Consider the following 21732-nt stretch of genomic DNA (forward strand, 5'->3'; position numbering starts at 1 on the left):
TGATGTAACTTTAATTATCTGTTTTCACAGGACTAACTACACATTTTCAGATTTACACTAAACGTGTAGCCTCCCACCCTAAAACTATTGAACTTTCACACAGAACAGTACGTTTCCTCTCGCTCCAGGTAACAGCGTCCCAGGAATATCCCATGTAAGTGACGATCCAGTCTGGGTACAGTTTTCTGTACAGGTTTTATATTCTGTTCCAAGCGGCACAGAGTCCTTCAACACAACATCAATCAGTTTTTTAGCCGAACTGTTTGTATATGCAATCTGATACTCCAGGAACTGTTCTTTCTTTGCGGTATTTTCCGTCGTGAATAATGCCGTATCTGCAGATGTAGATGGGCATGCATTCACTGTACGAACCTGTTTTTTGATATCCAGTCCAGCCGAACCGACTGTGGTGATGTCATGTACTGAATTTGATTTTCCTGGTGTATTACCCTCATAATTCTGGCTGTAGTCCAGCTTAAACTCCGCGGTCAGACTGTCACCGGCTTTAGCAGCTGCAGATGAGACAACCCTCTGTACCAGACAGATTTTTTGACCTGGCATGATTTGCGTATTCTGCAATGCAGCTGAATACAGTTTTTCATTTACATCGACCAGGCCGTTACAGTTAGTGTCATGGTAGATCATGCTCTGCCAGTCCTGACCAGATGGCTGCTGTATATTTGAAGAAGTCAGAGCACCCAGCTTGTGTACGCTGTTTGAAATAATTTCATGTGGATAGTCAACCACATCACCTGCTGAAATATTTTTCTGACCATTCTGCGTCAGAATCAGCTGGAGCTGTGCATCACCAAAAAGGAAACCATCATAAACACTGGCTGTCCCATTTTTTTCGACCGTAAACAGATCATGTCCTGCATCAACAACTGCTGTTACAGAAGCAGACTTTGCACTGCTGACCGATGTATAACCATCCACATTTTTTTGAACCAGACAAACATTATTTGAGGTTGCATCAAATACATTCTGCAAAGTACGGATCTCAAAACCACCATTTGCATTGGTTTGTGCAGATGCAAACACCTCTTTGGTACTACAGTTCTGCAACTCTATACGGCTTCCAGCAATACCGACTTCACCTGAGTCAGCAACACCGTTATATGCCTTGGCTGCATCCTGAGTTGTACCGCTGTTGTCATTGATCACACGACCACTGAATACATAACCCGCTTTCTTTTCGTTGGTGACTTTACAGATCAGCTTCGATGCAAATTTTACCTTTGATGCATCCAGTGTCACTGTACTTCCCTGGCGTACAGCGAGATTGCCTGCAACGTTTCCACTCACACTGGTATTTGAATCAGTACATTCGACACTGCGCAGCGAATACAGACCCGATTCTTTCTCAGTAAATGAAATCGCTTTATTTGCGTCTGCATAAACTGGTGATGTGAAACCATTCTCCACCGGTGAAACAGAGTTCTTCAAACGGACATTCTGAGCTGAACCAACAACTGTTGTCACCACTTCACCACTTTGAATCTGATATGAAGCATTTGCAGCCAGATTACTGAAGTTTTCAAATTCAAAAGCATCCGTACCACCCTCTGAGATTTTCTTTAACTCAAAGGTTGGTTTTAAACAGACATTTAAATTATTGAGACTGAAACCAATGTCATCGCCCGCATCATTTGCACTTTTGTTAGGACTGATATTTTGAAAATCCACATTTAAAGTACTTAAACTGGACACAACTGTCGTTGGTAAAGTTACAGTGAAATTAACCGCTGATGGCGCAGTATTATATTGACCAACAGTAAAACTTACTGGTGTTACAGTTGCTCCATTTAAAGCAGTAAATGTAGCATCATTATTTACACTGGCACCTGGAGTCGTCAGCACAGCATACGGCGTACCATTTACATAAATTTTAAGTGTTGAACCTGTGACTCGAGGATTTCCATAAGACCAGTTAATTTTCCCCTGTAACTGTAATGCACCATTAGCTCCTGTACCATAAGCAACTGAATAAGGTGATATAGCTGGATTTACTGCAAATCCTTGTGAACTTAAAATACTATTGTCAATATATGAATAAAATTTTGTATCGGTTATTAAATTCACTGACTGAGCACTTACACACATATTTTCAGATTCACCATTTGTAATAGGTGTGTTTTTGGTAACTACAGTTGATACTGTAGAAGTGTTATTGGTTGGATCCGTATCCGTCAGACCTGCAGGTAATGCAATGGTTGCAGTATTTGAAACTGAAGTCCCAGATGGCTCTTTATAAAGCAAACCTGTCAGTGTAAATTCAAGATAATTGGCATCATTATTATTTGAATCTTTACCAACCAAAGGCAATAAACCCAAAGTAATGCTGCGGCTATTGGAATTGTTTATATTTGAAATAGAAGCCGGACATGTTGCAGTCCCCACTGCCTTACATACAACCTGCACACTGGCTAAATCTGCCGGTACATTATCAGTAACAATTGCACCCGTGACAGCAGCAACACCTTTATTCCATACTTTCAACTTATAGGTAAGTAAGTCACCAACTTTTACAGTTGCTTTATCAACTGTTTTGGTAATAGCCAGGTCTGCCTTATCCAGAACAGTAATGGTGGTTGGAAAGCCTGTTTCCAACAGTTTCTGTAATTCTGTATTACTACATGTTCCACCACTGAACGACATTCCAATGGGTCCATATAATCCTTGCGCATATTTATTTATTGAATTTTGATTTACCATTCGATAAGTAATTTTATAATATCCACCTGTTGTCAAAGTAGAACTCACCACATAAGGATTATCAGAATCCCAAGAATCCCTCACACTTTCCCTGGAATTTGACATTAAAGCTGAATTTGTTAAAACTCCATTATTTGATTTTTGAATCGTAATATAAGCTCCGTCATCAATATGTGAACCTTGCGTACCAACACAAGCATTAACTTCACTTGTTCCATTAGGAATATAAACATAAGTTTCAAACTCCCAAGCACGTAAATTATTAGTATATGAGTTCCTCTTATTAGAAGGTTCAGCTAAGGTAACTTGACTATTTGTATAACCAATTAAATTTGTAACAAGGTCAACAAACGTCGGTTCTGGTTTATTGGCACTAGATACAAAGTAATAAGTATCTCCAAGTTCGGAATTTGATGCAGCAGTCCTAAGGTACTGTCCTATGGGGTTTTTTTCTGCTAATGGCCATGCACCGATCAAACTTGTCCCTTCCCATGAATATGTTCCACAAGTTGTTGAAGTAATCACACCATTAGAATTTCTGTTAACAGTACAAGTTCCATTTGCAGTTCGACCAACCCAAAAAGCATCATAAGCTGAAGGCGCACTTGTACTACTCCCCTCCCGCCCCCAAACTCTGTGAATACTCTCACCAGCACCACTACCAAGGTTTGCCTGATTACTTTTTACAGCTAAAGTCGTCTGTTGTACTGAGGTAGATGTGGTTGCAGTCTGAGCGACTGCATAAGTAATTTTAACATCAAAAGTAGAACCAACACTTAAACCACCGACACTGCAACTGTATACCGTACCAGTTAATGGACAGACTGTATCTGCCGCTCCCCAGGTTACACCGGTAATCGTTACACCCGTTGTTGTCGCTCCCCTTACTTCAGCGACTGTGCCCGTTGCAGCCGATGGTCCAAAATTTGTAATGGTTGCAGTCTGTACACCACTGTGCCCTTTGGTAATTGAGGGTGTATCTACAGCAGTCACTTCAAAACGGGAGACATCAACAGTCATTGCACCCGGATTGGCTGAGTATGCAGATGAAATGCTGATGCAGGAAAGCACCCCGAATAAGAAACTTTTTCCCAGTACTTTTTTCATCTCAGTTCCCCACATACTTCACCCCAAACTCCAAGGTATGGCTTGCACCACTTTTAACCGCAGGGACTGAACCCTTAATTTCACCACTTTGACCCACAGCTGGCGCAGTGATTGACGCCGCATCACAGTCCGCACAAACCGGTGATTTATTCATCATCATTGCTTCTGGTGTTGCATCATAAAAAGTAAATCTGCCAATGTCTGATGCACCCATATTTGTCACCGTCAGCTGATAAATCACACACTGACCTGAACCATTTGCATTTTTAGTAATCGGCAAAATGCCTGTTGTAAATGAACCTTCTTCGGTTCCATTACAGTCATCATCTTTTGCCTGCAACTTGCTTAAACGCACAGGTGAAGTGGTAATGGTGGTAATGTCCGTTGCTGTATCCAGCACCGTAGAACCATCACTTAAACTGATGACAGAAGTGTTGGTAATACCCACTGTGCCCAGTGATGAGTTTTCCACTTTGGCAAAAATACGGACTGGCTTTTTATCTGTCAGTGTTGCTGATGGTACTGCCGATAAATCGGTCATCAGCACATCTTCAGCATCCAGCATACCGTTATCATTTTTGTCAAAATACAGTGTGGTGATAAAACCCTGCTGGTCATTGGTCACTGTCAAAGTATCTGTTGCTTTCAGAACCTGCTCGCCCCACGGTTTTAAAATGTGGGTATAGGTAATCGTGCCACCTGGTGCAATCTGCCCACGCAGGTCTGGATCAAGCGTTATGCCACCCTGACTGTTTTTAGATGTGATGCTGATCGAGTTATGAATGGTGTCATAAGCGTTTTGTGCATTTGGTGCAGGCAGCTCAGATGAAGCCACTCTGAAATAGATATCCACAGTACCTGTTGCTGCTGTGGCATCCAGACTCACTACTGCACAGTAAGTCTGAGTTTCACCATTATTCAGTACACGAGTAGAAGAAATTTCTCCAAGCACAGTCTGACAGTTATCTGCAGTTCCGTAGTAACGAACACCAGACACGCCTGCAGGGAGTTTTAATGTGCTGAATACACCATCATCATCTGCACTGAACTGATATGATGTTGCAAGACCGACATGACTGACCTGCAATGGAAAGATCACTTTTTTGGTATTATCACCCGACAGGTTTTTCCATGCAGCTGCTCCATTGGAGACGGCACCATTGCCTACACCATTGTCTTCGGGCTGGTTTGTTAAGTCGACTGTTCTGGATAAATCATTCTGAGACAGCGTGACTCTATCTGTCACGTCATCTGTTTTTGAACTGTCCGCAATGGACTGAGCTACAGGTTTCACCTCAAACTGAGTATTTGCTGTATCTATATAGTCTTTCGGGAAAGTTGCTTTCACAACAACGGGCAGTTTTCCACCTGCTTCGATATAACCTGTATCAGCAACACCATCGCCATTGGTATCAAACAATGGAGTAACACCGTCTTCACGGAAAAACTCAAGAACTGTTCCTACAGGGAAATTATGGGTTCCCATAGTCAGATTGAAACGGTCAGTTGTATTTCCAGTGTTCCAGACCCAGTTGTTGAACAACACTGTTGAACCTGTAGCCACAGGTCCTCTACTGTCAATATCATTAACATTTGAAGCTGTGCTGGCATCAGCATTGATCACAACACCATAACTATAAACTGGTTTTATTTCCAGAATGGCTGTGTTTGATTTTGCTGTTAAAACGGGGGTAACTGTATTTTTATCATGATCAAAAGTCATGTCTGCAAAGTTAGGAATCTGACCTGGCGTTCCTTTTACAACTTTGACTTTAAACTCAATATAACCCTGAGCATTGGCAGGGACACTGGTGATTCTGGCGCTCACCGTCTTTGTCGCCTCATCCCAATAATAATTTATACCTGTCGGATCATTTGATCCTGATGCAGAATTTAATACTTGTCCATTCCACAGATCAGCACCTGATACATAAAGCAGCTCTGCTGAATTCAGCACATCCGTAATATGGACTTCGCCACTTTCAGTACCCATGTTCTGATAGGTCAGACGGACAATGGCTTCATCATCTTTTACTACAATATCTTTATTGAATGACTTGCGGATACTCAGTACAGCTTTATCTGTAATCTTTACTGTGTCAGTATTGCTCTGTGCTGCTACCCCAGACTGAGCTGAAGTCGCTGTAATTTTCAGTGAACCACCTGCACCAACAGCGCCTGTAGCTCCAACAACTGCTTTTACAATTAAAGCAACTGCTTCACCCGCATTTAAAGAATACTGAGTTACAGGCTGATCGCTGTCTGGCACACCATTGCGGTCTTTATCCAGATATACAACAATCTGACTTAATGCCACCGCGCCATTATTTGTAACTGCACTCAGAGTAAATGTATCTTCTGCATTTGCTGTATTGGTCAGTACGTGGTTGAAATATACGGTCTGATTCAATGCTGCATCAATTTCATTATTACTGGTCAGAGTAAAACTGTAAGTCGGGATAATTGTGGTACGCACCAGGTTCGACCTGGATGTCTGCACAACAGTCGAACCTTCCTCTTTATATTCACCTGTTGCCATATTACTGATAACCGCAGCGGTATCAGCCAGTGCAAATGTGGATACAGTTGCTCCTAACAATCCAGACATTGCCCAGCGTAAACTTCGAGTAATCATCTTTTCCGTAAACATTTCTGAACGCCTTTTATTATTGTGGATTGACACGAATCATGAAGTACATATTTGCTTCAGCCCCTGGTGCAAGACTGCCGACCGCACCTGATATTTTTTCCCCAGAAGACTCATCCGTACCACCCGGCACCAACAAAGGCCCCTTATGCAAAGTTGTATAGGCAGGAACCACATCAATAAACTGCACAGCATTTACAGTCGATATACCCTTATTCAGCAGATTCAGTTTATAAACCACACAATGCCCAGGCTCGACTGCAAGTGCCTGTGTTGAAAATGCCAATGTCGAAACTTTTGCCTGGTCCAGTGGTTCTTTACAATCAAGAGTTGACTGATATTTAGTCAGCTGCATATTAACCGTACCAACAGTTGTGATATCTGTATTTTTGATATCGGCTAAAGTAATACCCTTATAATCACCTGCCTCAACTATAATTTCAGCAGCACTACTGGCACCCTGCAGCACAGTCGAAGAACTGCTGACTTTCAATAACAACTGAATGCTGCCTTGCGATGGGATGCCCACCCCAGATGTCAGTACATTCAGATCAGAGTTTACATCTATAAATTTGTCTGCTGCATCCAGTTTTCCGTCATTATTGGCATCATAATAAAGACTGTAAATAAAGCTGTCGTCAGACTTGAGTGGTGTCACTTTAAACTTTAAAACAGAACCCTCGCCTGCAACTGAGAGCGTTCCTTCCGCCACCGTGCCTGTATTTTTCAGTGTATGTACATAAACAATACTTCCGCCAACACTGACCTGCCCCTGCTGGTCATTGGTCAGCACCAGCTGACGGGCAACACTGCTGACAATTTCATCTTTAATTGCATCAGCCTGCTGGTTTACAGGTGAATGGATTGCAAACCATATCGGTTTTACAAAATTCTGCTGCGATGGATCGACCTGGATTTCAGCACAGTATTGCTTCGCTGTACCACCTGCGACTGTTCCGGTGCTGGTAATCTGCTTACCCAGTGTTGAACAGGTTGCATCGCCTTCATAGAACTTCACTGTGAAGCCAGCAGCCGTTACTACGGTAACATTCTGTGGATCTATGGCTGAAAAAGAAGCATACAGATTGTAGTTATTGGATTGAGTGGATCTGTTTTCAGCAACGAGAGGGAAAACAACTTTGCCATCAACAACTGTTTTTTTCAGCCAGGCTTGTCCGCTGTTGTCAATCTCCCCAACACCACCACCAGTGCCCTGACCTGATTTATCTGAGTTATACAGATCACTTTCAGAGGATGATGCAACCAGTTTTGTCACGACGTTACGTACAGGATCTGTAATATCACTTGAAGTTGTGGATGTTGCTTTAACATCGACAATAATATTGCTGACTTCTGTATTGCAGCTGGTAGATGCATATACACCCACCTGAATTTCTTTTACAGCAGATGCAGCCAGCGAACCTGTATCGACAACACCATCACCATTGGTATCGGTCAGCAGCGTTTTACCATCTTTTGTATATAAACGCACTTTGGCACAGGAAGGCAGGTTTTGTGAGCTAAAAGTCAGATTGTAAACATCTGTCACATTTCCTGTATTCCAGACGTAGTTTTTAAACAGAACTTCCTGCCCAGGCTTAAGCACTGCTATTGTTTCAAGGTTATCGGGAGTCTGATCAGGGTCTCCGTCATTCGCCGCAGAAGTCGATGTTCTGTTCAGCACAACACCCAGAGAAGGTGAAAGTGTATAATTGACCGTGTTGGAATTTAATGTGTATTTAACTGAGTTTTTATCTGAATATTCATAATTTGCAGTATTGGGAATTTTATTTTTTTCTGCATGTTTCACTTTGACCTGGAATGACAGTGTACCCGAAGTCAGTGGTGCTACCGATGTCACCTGCGCCTGAACAGTTATACCATCAGGCAGTACCCGATATTCAATTCCTGTGTTTGCCGCATCTTCCGCAGCAACACTATCGGTCAGCGCAACTGTCCCCTGGTTCCATCGGGCACTGTTTGCTACATATTCAAGTGAGCTGTCGAGTACGTCTGTAATCAGTAACGGGCGTGCAGCTGTACCGTTATTTCGGTATGTCAGTGTATAGGTAATAACATCAGCGACATCACCCTGACTCTTGTCCTGTGCTTTCACCAAAGCAATAACAGCGTCATCCACAACAGTAGCTGTGTCCTCAACTTTTGCAGTTAAAGCACTTTCAGTACTGCTGGTCGCAATCAAATCAAGAATACTTTTCTGTTTTTCCGCTGCATCCGTTGGAATACCTCCCACGACAACCACAGAAAGTGATTCGCCTGGTTTCAGACTGATCGTGGATGCTGCTGTCAGCAGATCATTGCTGTCATCCGGCAGACCATCCTGGTCACGGTCAACATAAACAGCCACGCCATCCAGATTAAAATCATCCGTGGTCAGCTGATTTAAACTGAACTGGTAAGTATCTGGTGTGTTACCCGTGTTTGTCAGTACATGGGGAAAACTGACCTGAGCACCAATCGTACCCAGCTGATTCTGATTCTGCACCAGAGTCAGCGCGTAAATTTTCTGAACTTCAAGTGAAACAGGGTTTGAGTTTACAACCAGCAGATTACCGGTTTCATCGGTATAGTCACCAGATGCGATATTGGAGATATAACTTCCCGGCGCTGGGAACGCATACGAATATCCAGAAAGACTCAGCATTGCCAAGGCTGTAAGAAGCCGTACTTTTCCGGTTTTTAACCCTTTCATTCCCCACCCTGAATATTTTTAAAAATTACAAAAACAGAATAAAAATCACAAATTATTACACTAATGTACCATTAATCGCACTTTTTGTGTGCAGTTTTTCTCTAAGAATATTCTATAAATGTTTTATTAAAAGTACAGCCTTTTGATCAATAAACATCAGATTAATTTAATTTTTTAATGACTTACCCTATCAGATAGCATAATAGTGTGATACAAATCACATTTTGTATTTTTATAATATTTCATTCAAATCCACAAAAATGATTATTTAATATTCAAAAAAAAGCTGTTATTTTTTGTATCTTAAGTTTAATTAAATTGTGCCTGTTATTTTTATAAAAAAGCAGCCCTTTTCCAGGACTGCTTTTCATTCAAAAACTATAAGAGAGCAATAAAAATACCGATAAATATAATAATTCCGACCCATCTGTTGTGCCTGAATGCCCAGAAACACAGCTGTGGATCTTTCTTTCTGGTTTTCGTCCACTGGAAAATAAAATCTACCACGACGATCAGTAATGCAATGAAACCATACGGAAACAGAATTTCAGCCCGATACATGGATAAACCAATCAACAGCACACTGATTGCCTGCAACAGTGAAATAATCTGAATATCATATTTTCCAAAAAGAATGGCTGTGGATTTAACCCCAATTTTCAGATCATACTCTCTGTCTGTAATGGCGTACTGTGTGTCATACGCCACTGTCCATGCCAGATTTCCAAAATATAAAAGCCAGCAGGTTAAATCCAGCGGTTTACCCATTGCTGTAAATGACATCGGAATCCCCCATGAAAATGCCATGCCCAGCACCACCTGAGGCAGATGCGTGTAGCGTTTCATGAATGGATAAATAAATGCCAGCACCAGTCCTGCAAGTGCGCAGTAAAAGGTCGCAATCGGGAGAAAAAACAGTGTGCATGTGCTGGCTGCAACCAGTGCAATAAAGACCCAGACGGCTTCTTTTGCTGAAATCACACCTGTTGCCAGCGGTCTGTCTTTGGTTCTTTCAACATGGGCATCGACTTTACGGTCGGCAAAATCATTGATGGCACAGCCCGCTGCCCGCATAAAAATGGTTCCCAGCAGCATGGCAATAAATGTGGTCAGATCTGGGATACCTTCGGCTGCAATCCATAATGCCCACATGGTAGGCCACAGTACCAGTTCAGTACCTACAGGTTTGTCAAAGCGACAAAGATAATAATAGGCTTCCAGGCGCTGACGCCAGGTGGTCACTTGCAGTGTAGTCATGACATATCAACCATGTGTCTGTTGAGTCTGGGTATTCAGAAACTGTTCGAAGGCGGGTAAAAATGTTTCCTGCACAATAAATTTACATCCGTGCCAGGTATAACAGCTCTGTCGTGTCCAGCCGTCTTCGAGCCAGATGACACGGCGTTCACAGACCGGTTCAGTGCGCTGAAACAGATACCAGCCTATGGGCTTACTGCCGATATGCTGAAACAGTCTCGCTCTGCCCTGTAAACTCAGAATGGGAAAAATGCTTCTGGCTTTGACCCAGGGTTGTTCATCACTGCCATACAGATAGCAGTCCCTGACCCACGAGGTGTGCCGGTATGGCATTTTCATCCATTGGCTGTCATTAAAATTCAGACGCTGAAAATATTCTTTTAAGGGCTGAACCCAGAAAACACCACCAGCCAGTTCAGTCAGCTGTCGGGTCAGTGAGCCCGATGCGTACAGCCATGATTTCAGTTCAGGATGAATGGATTGATCCTGTCTTTGCCATGTCTGAGTCTTGCGCATATTACACCACCTTCAAAAACAGGCTTTAGTGTAACTGAAATTGCCACGATGCTCAGACCATTTTCTGTTTTTTCAACAGATTCCTGCAAAGGAAGTCTTTCAGCCATAAATCCGACTGAAACAGAGTGCAGTTTTTTTTAATCGGCTTAATAAAATATTGGTGACAATTTTTTCCAGATAATAGCAGTCTTCATGAATCAGTCGGAAACGTATACATGAATTTGCCAGCTGACGGATCAGCACCTCATTGTATTTCTGTTCAAGCTGCTGAATGTCCGCATCGTTTAACTGCAGTTTCGGTAAGCCCTGAAATTTCTGATAGAGGTAACTGTATTTTTCCACATCAAACAGCTGTTCCACATGCAGCCTGTTGGCATTCTGCAGGTCACTCACAATCTGTTTATACTGAATCAGGAAAAACAGGCAGATTTCCTGCTTCTGCTGTATGGAAAATTTTTCAACAAAAAAATGATAAATCTCATCCCAGTTTTTTTTCAGTTTTTCAGACAGTGTTTTATGCTCTGCCAGCTGAGTCAGCCTGGTGATAAATTCTATTTTTATGTAGTAATCATTTTTTATATCATGACCATGTAATCTGATCATTTCAGACAGAAATGCTTCTATCTGCTGATATTTGACTGACCTGGACGATGCTTTTAATTTACGCATCATATCATCCAGCTCATTCAGTCTGTTCAGCAGAGACTGATTCCTTGAGGCAAACTGACCGGGTTCAAAAAGAATATTCATCACTTCCCTGCCTGAAATAAAAATGCAATCGGGTCTGCACCCGATTGCCAAAGGAGACCTTTTACAGATCCAGTGTAATTTCCTTACCTTTTGCACGGGATACACAGATCATCATGCTTTGCTGAGATGCTTTTTCATCATCATCCAGGTACTGGTCAAAATGCTCTGCTTCGCCCTGTAAAATCGCTGTTTCACACGTTCCACATACACCTTCACGGCACAGACATTCAACATCTACATTCAGTGATTCAATCGCCTGAAGAATGGTCTGATCCGCCATGACTTCAATGCGTTGCCCTGATTTTGCAAGAATGACAGTAAATGCTTCACCATTTTCTGGTGCACTGGATGCAAACTGTTCCCAGTGAATATATTCATCACGCATACGGTTCTGGTTACAGGTATCCACAACCGCATCAATCATTGGTTTTGGACCACAGACATAAACATGAGTACCCTGTGGCTGGCTGCCAATCAGTGCATTCAGATCCAGTTTACTGCCTTCGCTGTCAATATAAGTAAAAACATTTGCACCATGAGAACCCTGTTTTAAGTCTTCAAGCAGTGCTGCATGTTCAGGAGAACGGAAAGCATAATGCAGTTCATAAGCTGCTCCACGGGCAGCCAGTTCATCCATCTGTGGCAGGAATGGTGTAATACCGATACCACCCGCAATCAGGATGTGTTTTTCACCTGTTGGTGCAAGTTCAAACAGGTTCTTAGGTGAAGAAATTTCAAGTGTGAAATCTTCAGTACAGTGATCATGCATAAATACAGAACCACCTTTACCTTCCACATCTTTACGTACACAGACCTGATAGGTGGATAGATCCTGCGCATTACTCATCAGTGAATATGCATTTGAAAGCCTGTCACTCATTTTGACAATAATATGGCTTCCACCTGTAAATTCAGGGAAATTTTCGCCGTCCTTACGCTTGAATGTAAAGCGTTTAATCAGTGGCGTCAGTTGTTCCACTGCTGTTACAACGGAAGGGAACATTTGATAACTGTCAGTCATCCTGGAATCCTGCTATGGAATAAGACTGAGCCTGCTTTGAAACATTCACAATGAATTTGCTTCTGCTCATTGCACAGAAGGCTTTGCCTCGGTGAAGTCTCTTTATAAAGGCTCAGAAAAAATAGGTTAAACACGGGTTTCAGCTGCTTCTCAATCTGTAAAAACAGCTGAAACCATGCCCTTATCAATCTGCCAGAATCATTCTGCTTCAAGCAGCTGTAATGGCATTCGGGTATCAGTGGTCTGTATCAGACACCAAGACATAAATATTTAATGGTCATAAACTCTTCCAGACCATATTTAGAGCCTTCACGTCCAACACCTGACTGCTTCACACCACCGAAAGGTACAACTTCGTTGGAGATGGCAGTTGAGTTCATGCCGACCATGCCATATTCAAGCTGTTCAGACACTTTGAAAATGCGGGAGATATTTTCAGTGTAGACATAAGCAGCCAGACCGAAGATGGTGTCATTTGCCTGAGCAATCACTTCTTCATCTGTTTCAAAAGCAATCAGTGGAGCAACTGGTCCAAAGATTTCTTCATCTACAATTTCCATGGACTGATCAACATTGGTCAGTACAGTCGGCTCAAAGAAGCTGTAACCCAGTGCATGACGCTGACCGCCACAGGCAACCGATGCGCCTTTAGCACATGCGTCATCAATCAGTTTCTGAGCTTTTACAATCGCTTTATCATTGATTAAAGGACCGATCTGAGTGCCTTCGTCCAGACCATTGCCGACTTTCAGTGCTTTTACTGCTGAAACGAATTTTTCGGTAAATGCTGCATAGACATTTTTATGTACATAAATACGGTTTGCGCAGACACAGGTCTGACCTGCATTGCGGTATTTTGCCAGCATTGCACCCTGTACTGCTTTGTCCAGGTCCGCATCTTCAAATACGATCAGTGGTGCATTACCACCCAGCTCAAGTGCCAGTTTTTTAATGGTTGGCGCACACTGCTGCATCAGTAAACGACCGACAGGCGTAGAACCTGTAAATGTCAGTTTTTTCACTTTTTCGTGCGATGTAAATACTGAACCGATTTCCGCAGATTTACCGGTCACAACGTTAATCACACCTTTAGGGATACCTGCTTTTTCAGCAAGTTTTGCAATCGCAAGCGCACAGTACGGTGTTTCATTGGCAGGTTTAATGACAATGGTACAGCCTGCTGCAAGTGCAGGAGCTGCTTTACGGGTAATCATTGCCAGTGGGAAGTTCCATGGTGTGATCGCTGCAACAACACCCACAGGTTCACGGGTCACCAGGAAACGCTGACCTGCGTTGGTGGTTGGAATCACATCACCATAAACACGTTTGCCTTCTTCGGCAAACCACTGAATGAATGATGCTGCATATCTGACTTCGCCCAGTGCTTCAGCAAGCGGTTTACCTTGCTCAACAGTCATAATGCGGGCTAAATCTTCTGCATTATCCAGGGTTAATCTGTGCCATGCCAGCAGCAGGTCAGCACGTTGCTGTGCTGTCAATGCTTTCCATGATTGTAAAGCACGATATGAGCTTTCAACGGCTTCCAGTGCTTCTGCCTGTCCCATATTTGGAATTGAACCGATTTCTTCATCAGTTGCAGGGTTAGTGACAATAACGCTGTCCTGATCCTGAGCATTGACCCATTGACCATCAATGAAAGCGTGTTGTTGAAATAAATCGTTATCCTGTAAATCAAGCATCTTTTAATCCTACTCTGTTGGCTGAATCAGACAAGGGATGAGAATGGGCTCATCCCTGATCTGAAATATTGTTGACCCGATTACTGGTGATACTTCGCAACAAGACTCTGGAAGTAAGCAATACCATGCTCAGAAATACCAGAACGCTGCTGATCAGTCATGATACGACCCTGACCACGGTAACCACGTGATTTCAGACCACGCTGTACACTTTCAACCAGGTTTAAATCTTCAGGACGGAATACATGCTTGTACCATTCGATCAGATCTTTCTGTTCCTGAGTCAGCTCTTCATTTAAGAAGTAGATGTCATAGTGCTGAAGTGTTGTTTCTTCATCTACAGGGAACTCATAGATGGCAGTCATGAAGTCGCCACCTGGTGGTACGTTGAACATGGTGCTTGGCCAGGTCCAGAAACCACTGAATGATGGATCTTTGATTGAAGGATCAAGTTTGAACGACTTTTCAGAAGAACGTGCATGACCGAACTGAAGCGTCCAGTTTTCATGAATGGTGTGCCAGTATTTGTCCACCTGAACAGAGTCAGCAAAGCCCGGGTGAGCTGGACCACAGTGGTAGCATTCCTGATAGTTATCTACAATCACTTTCCAGTTTGCAGGTGTATCCGTTACAAAACGTGCAGCCAGTTTCAGGTCTTTCACAACTTTACATGCTTCACCCAGTTTTTCAGCAAAGCCGGGTAACTGATCAGCTACACAGGTCGCTTCAGGGTCCATGTTAATGAAAATGAAACCTGCATGTTCTTCAACTTTGAGTGACACAAGGTTTGAATTTTCTTTATCAAAATTTGCCACGTTTTCACAGTTACGCGCCAGTGCCAGTGAACCGTCCAGTTTGAATGTCCATGCATGGTATGGGCAGGTAATCACGTTTTTGGATTTTCCTGCACCTGTCATCAGCTCGTGACCACGGTGTGGACATACGTTATAGAACGCACGTAACACGCTGTCTTTGCCACGGATAACAATAATGTTTTCACCGATCACTTTACGGGTGAAATACTGGTTAGGTGTTGCAACTTCACTGCAGTGACCTACCGCAATCCAGCTTTTTGCAAAGATTTCATCTTTTTCGCGCTCAAAAACGCTTTTAGATGTATAGAAAACTTTTGGCACAGTCCAGGCATTATCTGGATCCTGACAGAAGTTCTCAGGTAATTTCTCTGTTTCTTCCACGTGTGGAATTTTCTCAAGTGAGTTCACAGTAAGCTGCTCCTTTAAAATTGAAAATTTATTAATTATTCAGTTGATGAGAAATAAAATTGACCGCTGCTTCATAAACCGCCGCAGTTTCAGGACAATCCCGCATCAATGGCAGACAACTGCCACGAAGCCCCTGGGCTGTCACGGTTTCAAACGGGGTATTGTTCTGCTTCAGCTGATCCAGCAAAGCCTGAGTGGCTGCTTTAAAGTCATCAGCTTCAGCAACTGCAACGAAAGTCTGCACAGAAACCTGAGCAAGTGCAGGAACAGTTCTTGAGTCTTCAACAGACAGCGCTGATGGTTCAAACCATTGCTGTACCAATGCCTGCTGCTCTACCTGATACACCAGACTGTTCACCGCAACCGATGTCTGTTCAGATGTAAATGTCGGGAAAAACAGTGTCATGGCTTTGATATCTGTCTGCTGTGCTGCCAGCTGCTGCTGCATGCTCAGCGCAATTGAACATCCAGAAGCATCAGCCGCAATCACAGATTCATCTGCCTGAATCTGCCACTGTGCAGCATCTGTACGGATCTGCTGGTAAGCTTCCATACAGTCTGTCAGTCCCTGCTGCCATGAGAACTCTGGAAACAGACCGTATTCCACCAGGAACACTTTCAGGTTCAGATCACGGGACAGCTGTCGAGCAATATATTCGTGTGAGTCAGCACCCCCAACAACATTACCGCCACCATGGACATAAAAAATCCATTTCCAGCCTTGCGAAGGTGCAGGCTGGGCGGGATTGAACACCCGCATGGAAACCTCATGTGTACTGAGCTTAAGATCAAAGTCTTCAACTTCCATCTGCTCAGTACGAGGTAAAGTGTAATGTTGCAGAAATGCATCATAAGCCGCACGCAAAGAGTCAATATGTCTGTCTGCCGGGCTGTACACCTGGCTCCAGTAGTCAAACATCTGCATGTCTTCGGTCAAAACGACTTCTGAATTTGCATTCATACCGATTTACCTTCTTTTTCAGAATTAATGTCAGTACTCAGTACCTGCTGAATAACGCTTTCATTTTTTTCCTGAAGCTCTTTCAGCGCAGCACTGATCTCACCCTGTTCAATCATGTGTGATGGCAAGGTTGCATAGTCCTGTTTCAGCCATTTCACCAGACCGAAGGTCTGCACCAGGATAATCACAATAAATGGCAGTGCACAGACAACTGTTGCTGCTTTCATAGTGTCCAGTGGTGCTTTGGAGAAAATCATGGCCAGTGGAACCAGGGTCAGCATGACACACCAGAACAGACGGATATTACGGGATGGGTCCTGCCCTTCAGCCAGGTTCTGTGAACAGGTTGCAGAAACGGCATAACCCACTGCATCCATATGTGCTGCAAGGAAAATCACCATAATGATCAGGAAAACCCACATCATCACTGTTCCCGCAGGCAGCATGTTCAGCAGCTGTGCAATCGCAACTTCACCACCCTGAGTACTCAGAATATGTGGAACATCAATGATGTTGTTCATGAAGTGATAAACACTGAAGTTCTCAAAGATCCCCATAAAGAACCACATACCGATACTGCCACCCAGCACCATCGCCATCAGTACTTCACGGATCGTACGACCTTTGGACACACGTGTTACAAACAGTGCAACACCCGGTGCATATGACGTCCACCACAGCCAGTAGAACACCGTCCATTCACGGGTAAATTTGCCGTCGCCCATTGGGTCTGTGTACAGACTCATTGCCACAAAACTGGAGAACATGGTTCCCACACTGCTGATGGTGTTGTTCAGAATGAAATGTGTTGGACCAAAAATGAAAATATAAACGGCATAAGCAACAACGCCATAACACACCATCTGACTCAGACGCTGCATCCCTTTATCCATACCGACATATGAACTCAGAGCGAACAGTACCGATACCGACACAACAATAATGACATTGGTCATAAAGGTGTTTGGAATACCAGTCAGCGATGACAGAATATTGGTGAATGTAATTGCAGTCAGTACCAGTGAAATGGTCAGCGCACCGAACATACACAGCAGGAACAGCAGATCCACTGTACGTCCCACAATGCCCGTTGCTTTGAAACCAGTCACAGCTTCAATAATTGAAGCCAGGCTCAAACCTTTGTTTTTGCGTACATGAAAGCTGTAACACACTGGAATGGATGCCAGTGCATAAATGGACCACGCACTGAAACTCCAGTGGAACATTGAGTAAGGAACACTGTACTTCAGTGCTTCAGGTGTATTCGGAGCAATATTTAAACCAGGTGTCTGATAGTAATAAGCCCAGTCGAGAAAACCCCAGTACAGTGTGGAAGACCCCAGACCCGCCAGAATAAACATGAAAATCCATGATGGCGTACTGTATTCAGGCTTTCCCTCACCTAATTTAATATGTCCATATTTACTGAATGCCAACCCGACTACAAACAGGCAGGCAAAAAAACCGAAAAGCAAAACTGGTGCTGAAAAAATTGATGTACTCCAGTACAGCAGTTTTTCTGCAAAGGCGATGGATTCTTTCGAATATATCGCCAGTGCGAGGACAGAACTAAATACAACTGCCAGACTGCTGATCGTCAGCACCTTATCCAGCTTTACATTTGAGTTACTACCATCCATATCCATAAATCCTTAATTTATGAAACTTGACCACATACGGATCAGTTCCAGAATGACAGATCACAGCGCATCTCCGATCAGTACACCAATTGCCTGAATTGATATCCAGCCGCAATTACCCCTTAAAAAGCTGTACTGTTCATACGGTCAGAAACAGTTTCATACCCGATGAATCACCCGGTAAAACCCTGCTCCAGACACTTTCAGATCCTGTTTTCACACAGTCCGAAAGCCCGTCCCTGTCACTGAATTCTCTCTCTCACTGCTTGACAGACAATGATCAAGGTCGATATTTACCCAAGGCTGAACCGGTATATTTTGCCGTTCTGCCAGGCAGTAATTTAAAAAGATGTGCAGGAAGAAATTCCTGGGTGGCTGAGCTGTTCTACATCAGTAAGCTTTCAGAGAATGATCTGTAGTCATACTTTAGTGACACTGCCTTTACTACCTTTGAACCTTGTGGTACAAACATCGCATTACACCATTTCAGGCAAAATCTACGACTCTGTATTCCCGGCTTATCAAGCTCCGATACACATCTTTCGGTTTCCTTAACAGTGACTAAGATGCTTTTTCGGGCATAAATGATCAATAAGTTAACCATTTTCCCCATGGACACAGATCGTGAATAATCTACCAAACCTGTCAGATTTAAAGGTTTTCTGTGTAGTGGCAAAACGCAAAAGTTTTGTAGCTTCCGCAGATGAACTGGGTTCGTCTCCTGCTTATGTCAGTAAGCGAATCAATATCTTAGAGAACAATCTCAGCTGCACTCTGTTCAACCGGAGTACCCGTCATGTCAGCCTGACTGAAGATGGAAAACTGATTCTGGAGCGAGTCGCCAACATCCTCAATGAGTTCGATGAATTGAGTGAACTGGTGAACAATCCCCAGAATACACCCACAGGTCGAATTGACATTGTCAGCAGTTTCGGATTCGGGCGTCAGTATGTCGCACCAATTCTCTCTAAGTTAATGAATTTATTCCCAAAACTTGAAATTCAGTTTGATACCATTGACCATACGCTTGATCTTATTCAGCATGGCATTGATCTGGATATCCGTATCGGCAATGACATTGCACCCAACATGATTGCCAAGAAGCTGCTGTCCAATTATCGGATTCTGTGTGCTTCCCCTGCTTATATTCAGAAGTTTGGTGAACCCGACTCACTGGATGACCTGGAAAACTATGACTGTCTGGTGGTCAGCGAACGCGATCAGCCGGCTGGTTTATGGAAACTTCGTAATTATCACGATGAATCCTCCACCCGGGTCAATGGACGTATCATTTCCAACAACGGTGACATTATCAAGGAACTGGCAATTGAGGGGCACGGTATCATGCTGCGCTCTGTATGGGATATTGCAGAAGAAATAGCAACGGGTAAACTTCAGCATATTCTGACTGATTTCTGGCAGGATGCAGATATCTGGGCAGTCTATCCATCACGCCTGAAAAGTTCATCCAAGCTGAAAACCTGTATTGTATTTATTCAGACCGAACTGAATAACCGTTTAAGCCATCTGAATTTACTTGAACGGGGTCAGCCATTACCGAAAATCACCCCAAATGAAAGTCTGCTGACTGAAAAGGTTTTCCTGTAATTATTATTTTTATCTCAACAGCCTCTATGTACTGCTTAGTGTTCTGAACCAGGTCAACGAAACCACTGACCTGGCTGCTTTATACTGACAAAGTGTTAAAAGTAATAACCGACAGCAAGGTACATCAGCTTATTCCAGCTGTTGTTATCTCCCTGTGCGAGCGCATCAGCAGTACCCCCAATCATGGCATCATTACGGGACAGGATATACTCTGCCTGTACGCCAACCTGTTTGTAGTTAAATGCCACACCTGCGATTACACGGTTTGAATCCTTATAACCCGCTTCATCCTTAAAGAACTGGCTGTAGGACAGATAAGGTTTGATCCCCGTGATCCCGTGAAAATCCTGCTTCACAGCATAGTTCACTTCTGCCATGGCATATTTACCATCATTGGCAATCTGATATGGATAATCAAATGCACCTATGGTTGAACTCTCAGGCATATCCAGATCTTTATTATTTATTTTCTGCTGACCCGCCAGTGTCATCAACTGCCAGCTGTCATAACTGGTGACTGCAAACACATTCCAGTTATTTTTATGCCCAGTCCGATCTGTTTTTTTATTTTCAAGCTCTGACAGCCAGGCGGAAGCACCCAGTTCTGTATTGAAGTTTTCAGCTTCATTCAACTGAAACTTACGTGCTGCACGGGCAACCCACATATTTTTTTCTTCAATATCCGTGCCTGCACTCAGATCATCTGCTTTTACAAAGTTGCCTGTGTAACGACTGGAGTCTTTTGAAGTACCTTTAAAATTACCGCCATCTACAGGGTAAAAGCCCAGTTTCAGGTCATAATCTTTATTTTTAAACTGATATTTAAGTCCCAGGTTATGCACATCCTCAAAACCCAGTGTATTAAATAAAGTTTCGTAATAACTGTTACCCCAGAAACGCCCAAAACCAAAATCCACAGGCTGTAAACCCGCTGTCAGTTTCTGTTCAGCACTGATTTTATACCCTGCCCATGCATTGGTCAGAAAAATGGCATCGCAGAGACGGTCATACTGATAACAGCGTGCATCTACCGAACCCAGCCAGTTCGGATTTTCATAATTCAGTACCAGTTTAATATCAGCCAGTTTCCAGTCACCGTTTGTACCCTCACTCGCATCATCTGCAAAATTTTTATGCTGATAGCGGGTACGGATTGCACCATTCAGTTTTAACTGTCCTGCCTGAGCTTCAGGACTGCCTACAGACAGCCCTCCTGCAAAAGCAACCGGACTGAGCAGTACTGATATAACGGACAGCGATATTAAGGACTTTTTCATTTTAAGCATCCCTGACAAAAGGATGTTCAAAATGAAGAATTTCCTCTGTTGAATCAATCGTATAAACAGAGGTTCAGGCTTTACGAAATGTGTTTAATCTTTAGACTTTAGTCGATCAGGCTCGGTATTTCATCTGTACAGAATAATCAGACACCTTCAATCCACAGCCATTTAAATCTAAAAAGTTCTTCTTTTACAATAAGCTGAGCAGCCCTTCAGGCATCTCACAACTTTATTTATCACTATCTCACATAGTGAACCTGTTTTATTAAAATTCAGTCTCTGAGATGTATTTAAGCATTGTCGGTTTTCGCTACAGTTTCAAATTTACCCTGAGGTGTTTTAATTAAAATCAGACCTTCTGCACTGATATAAAAAATTTCAGGATAGTCAAAATCCAGTGCCAGCTCAGGATTTTTTAAGGCAATAAACTGCGCCTGTTTATAACCCTCAACAGTCCGACCCAGCTCCATATAAGTCACTTCCGAAAAATTCAGTTTAAATCCTTTACTCTGATCCTGAGCATCAATCCAGGGGAAAAAGCCCGTATGTTTTTTGCGTGGTTTTGACATATTTCTCCGATCATAAACGCATGCC

Annotated in this window: 14 protein-coding genes; 1 reads left to right on the top strand and 13 read right to left on the bottom strand. The window is 43.1% G+C overall.

The genetic code is table 11. The features are described 5' to 3' along the window. Nucleotides 1–84: 84 nt before the first annotated feature. From CDG61_RS12090 to CDG61_RS12140, 11 genes are all read right to left on the bottom strand, one after another. Nucleotides 85–3822, bottom strand: coding sequence for a DUF11 domain-containing protein (locus tag CDG61_RS12090; protein ID WP_160117049.1), 3738 nt, complete (start codon nucleotides 3820–3822; stop codon nucleotides 85–87). 1 nt (nucleotide 3823) lies between these two features. Continuing rightward, complete coding sequence (locus CDG61_RS12095) at nucleotides 3824–6472, bottom strand: hypothetical protein (protein WP_087549338.1); 2649 nt, start codon at nucleotides 6470–6472, stop codon at nucleotides 3824–3826. Nucleotides 6473–6488: 16 nt separating this feature from the next. Beyond that, on the bottom strand, nucleotides 6489–9182 hold the full coding sequence (locus tag CDG61_RS12100; protein WP_087549339.1) for a DUF11 domain-containing protein: 2694 nt from the start codon (nucleotides 9180–9182) through the stop codon (nucleotides 6489–6491). Nucleotides 9183–9560: 378 nt separating this feature from the next. After that, nucleotides 9561–10439 carry a 4-hydroxybenzoate octaprenyltransferase gene (ubiA, locus tag CDG61_RS12105; protein WP_087549340.1) on the bottom strand — a complete coding sequence of 293 codons (879 nt, stop codon included), beginning with the start codon at nucleotides 10437–10439 and terminating at the stop codon, nucleotides 9561–9563. Between the two features lie 6 nt (nucleotides 10440–10445). Next, nucleotides 10446–10955, bottom strand: a complete 510-nt coding sequence (locus CDG61_RS12110) for a chorismate--pyruvate lyase family protein (protein WP_087549341.1) — start codon at nucleotides 10953–10955, stop codon at nucleotides 10446–10448. Nucleotides 10956–11054: 99 nt separating this feature from the next. Then, complete coding sequence (locus CDG61_RS12115) at nucleotides 11055–11705, bottom strand: hypothetical protein (protein WP_087549342.1); 651 nt, start codon at nucleotides 11703–11705, stop codon at nucleotides 11055–11057. A gap of 61 nt (nucleotides 11706–11766) precedes the next feature. Further along, nucleotides 11767–12726 (bottom strand): carnitine monooxygenase, reductase subunit CntB, encoded by a 960-nt coding sequence (cntB, locus tag CDG61_RS12120; RefSeq protein WP_087549343.1) that lies wholly within the window; start codon nucleotides 12724–12726, stop codon nucleotides 11767–11769. A 248-nt stretch (nucleotides 12727–12974) separates the two neighbouring features. After that, entirely contained in the window at nucleotides 12975–14426 is a 1452-nt protein-coding gene (locus CDG61_RS12125) for an NAD-dependent succinate-semialdehyde dehydrogenase (protein ID WP_087549344.1), read from the bottom strand. Nucleotides 14427–14506: 80 nt separating this feature from the next. Next, a complete protein-coding gene (gene cntA / locus CDG61_RS12130) occupies nucleotides 14507–15622 on the bottom strand; it encodes a carnitine monooxygenase subunit alpha (protein ID WP_087549641.1) in 1116 nt (371 codons plus the stop codon). A 58-nt stretch (nucleotides 15623–15680) separates the two neighbouring features. Next, the gene (locus tag CDG61_RS12135) at nucleotides 15681–16610 is read right to left on the bottom strand and encodes an alpha/beta hydrolase (RefSeq protein WP_087549345.1); all 930 of its coding nucleotides are present in this window, start codon (nucleotides 16608–16610) and stop codon (nucleotides 15681–15683) included. Further along, on the bottom strand, nucleotides 16607–18250 hold the full coding sequence (locus CDG61_RS12140; RefSeq protein WP_228199575.1) for a BCCT family transporter: 1644 nt from the start codon (nucleotides 18248–18250) through the stop codon (nucleotides 16607–16609). The genes CDG61_RS12135 and CDG61_RS12140 overlap by 4 nt, the downstream gene beginning before the upstream one ends. Before the next feature lie 624 nt (nucleotides 18251–18874). On the opposite strand from CDG61_RS12140, the gene CDG61_RS12150 reads away from it, so the two are divergent. Continuing rightward, complete coding sequence (locus CDG61_RS12150; RefSeq protein ID WP_087511874.1) at nucleotides 18875–19858, top strand: LysR family transcriptional regulator; 984 nt, start codon at nucleotides 18875–18877, stop codon at nucleotides 19856–19858. Between the two features lie 95 nt (nucleotides 19859–19953). Here CDG61_RS12150 and CDG61_RS12155 read toward each other — a convergent pair whose 3' ends face one another. Continuing rightward, a complete protein-coding gene (locus tag CDG61_RS12155; RefSeq protein ID WP_087549348.1) occupies nucleotides 19954–21135 on the bottom strand; it encodes a hypothetical protein in 1182 nt (393 codons plus the stop codon). Nucleotides 21136–21428: 293 nt separating this feature from the next. Continuing rightward, nucleotides 21429–21707: a hypothetical protein gene (locus CDG61_RS12160; RefSeq protein WP_087549349.1), complete on the bottom strand. Its 279-nt coding sequence runs from the start codon at nucleotides 21705–21707 to the stop codon at nucleotides 21429–21431. Between the last annotated feature and the right edge of the window lie 25 nt (nucleotides 21708–21732).

Source organism: Acinetobacter sp. WCHAc010052 (assembly GCF_002165295.2).
Taxonomy (GTDB): domain Bacteria; phylum Pseudomonadota; class Gammaproteobacteria; order Pseudomonadales; family Moraxellaceae; genus Acinetobacter; species Acinetobacter chinensis.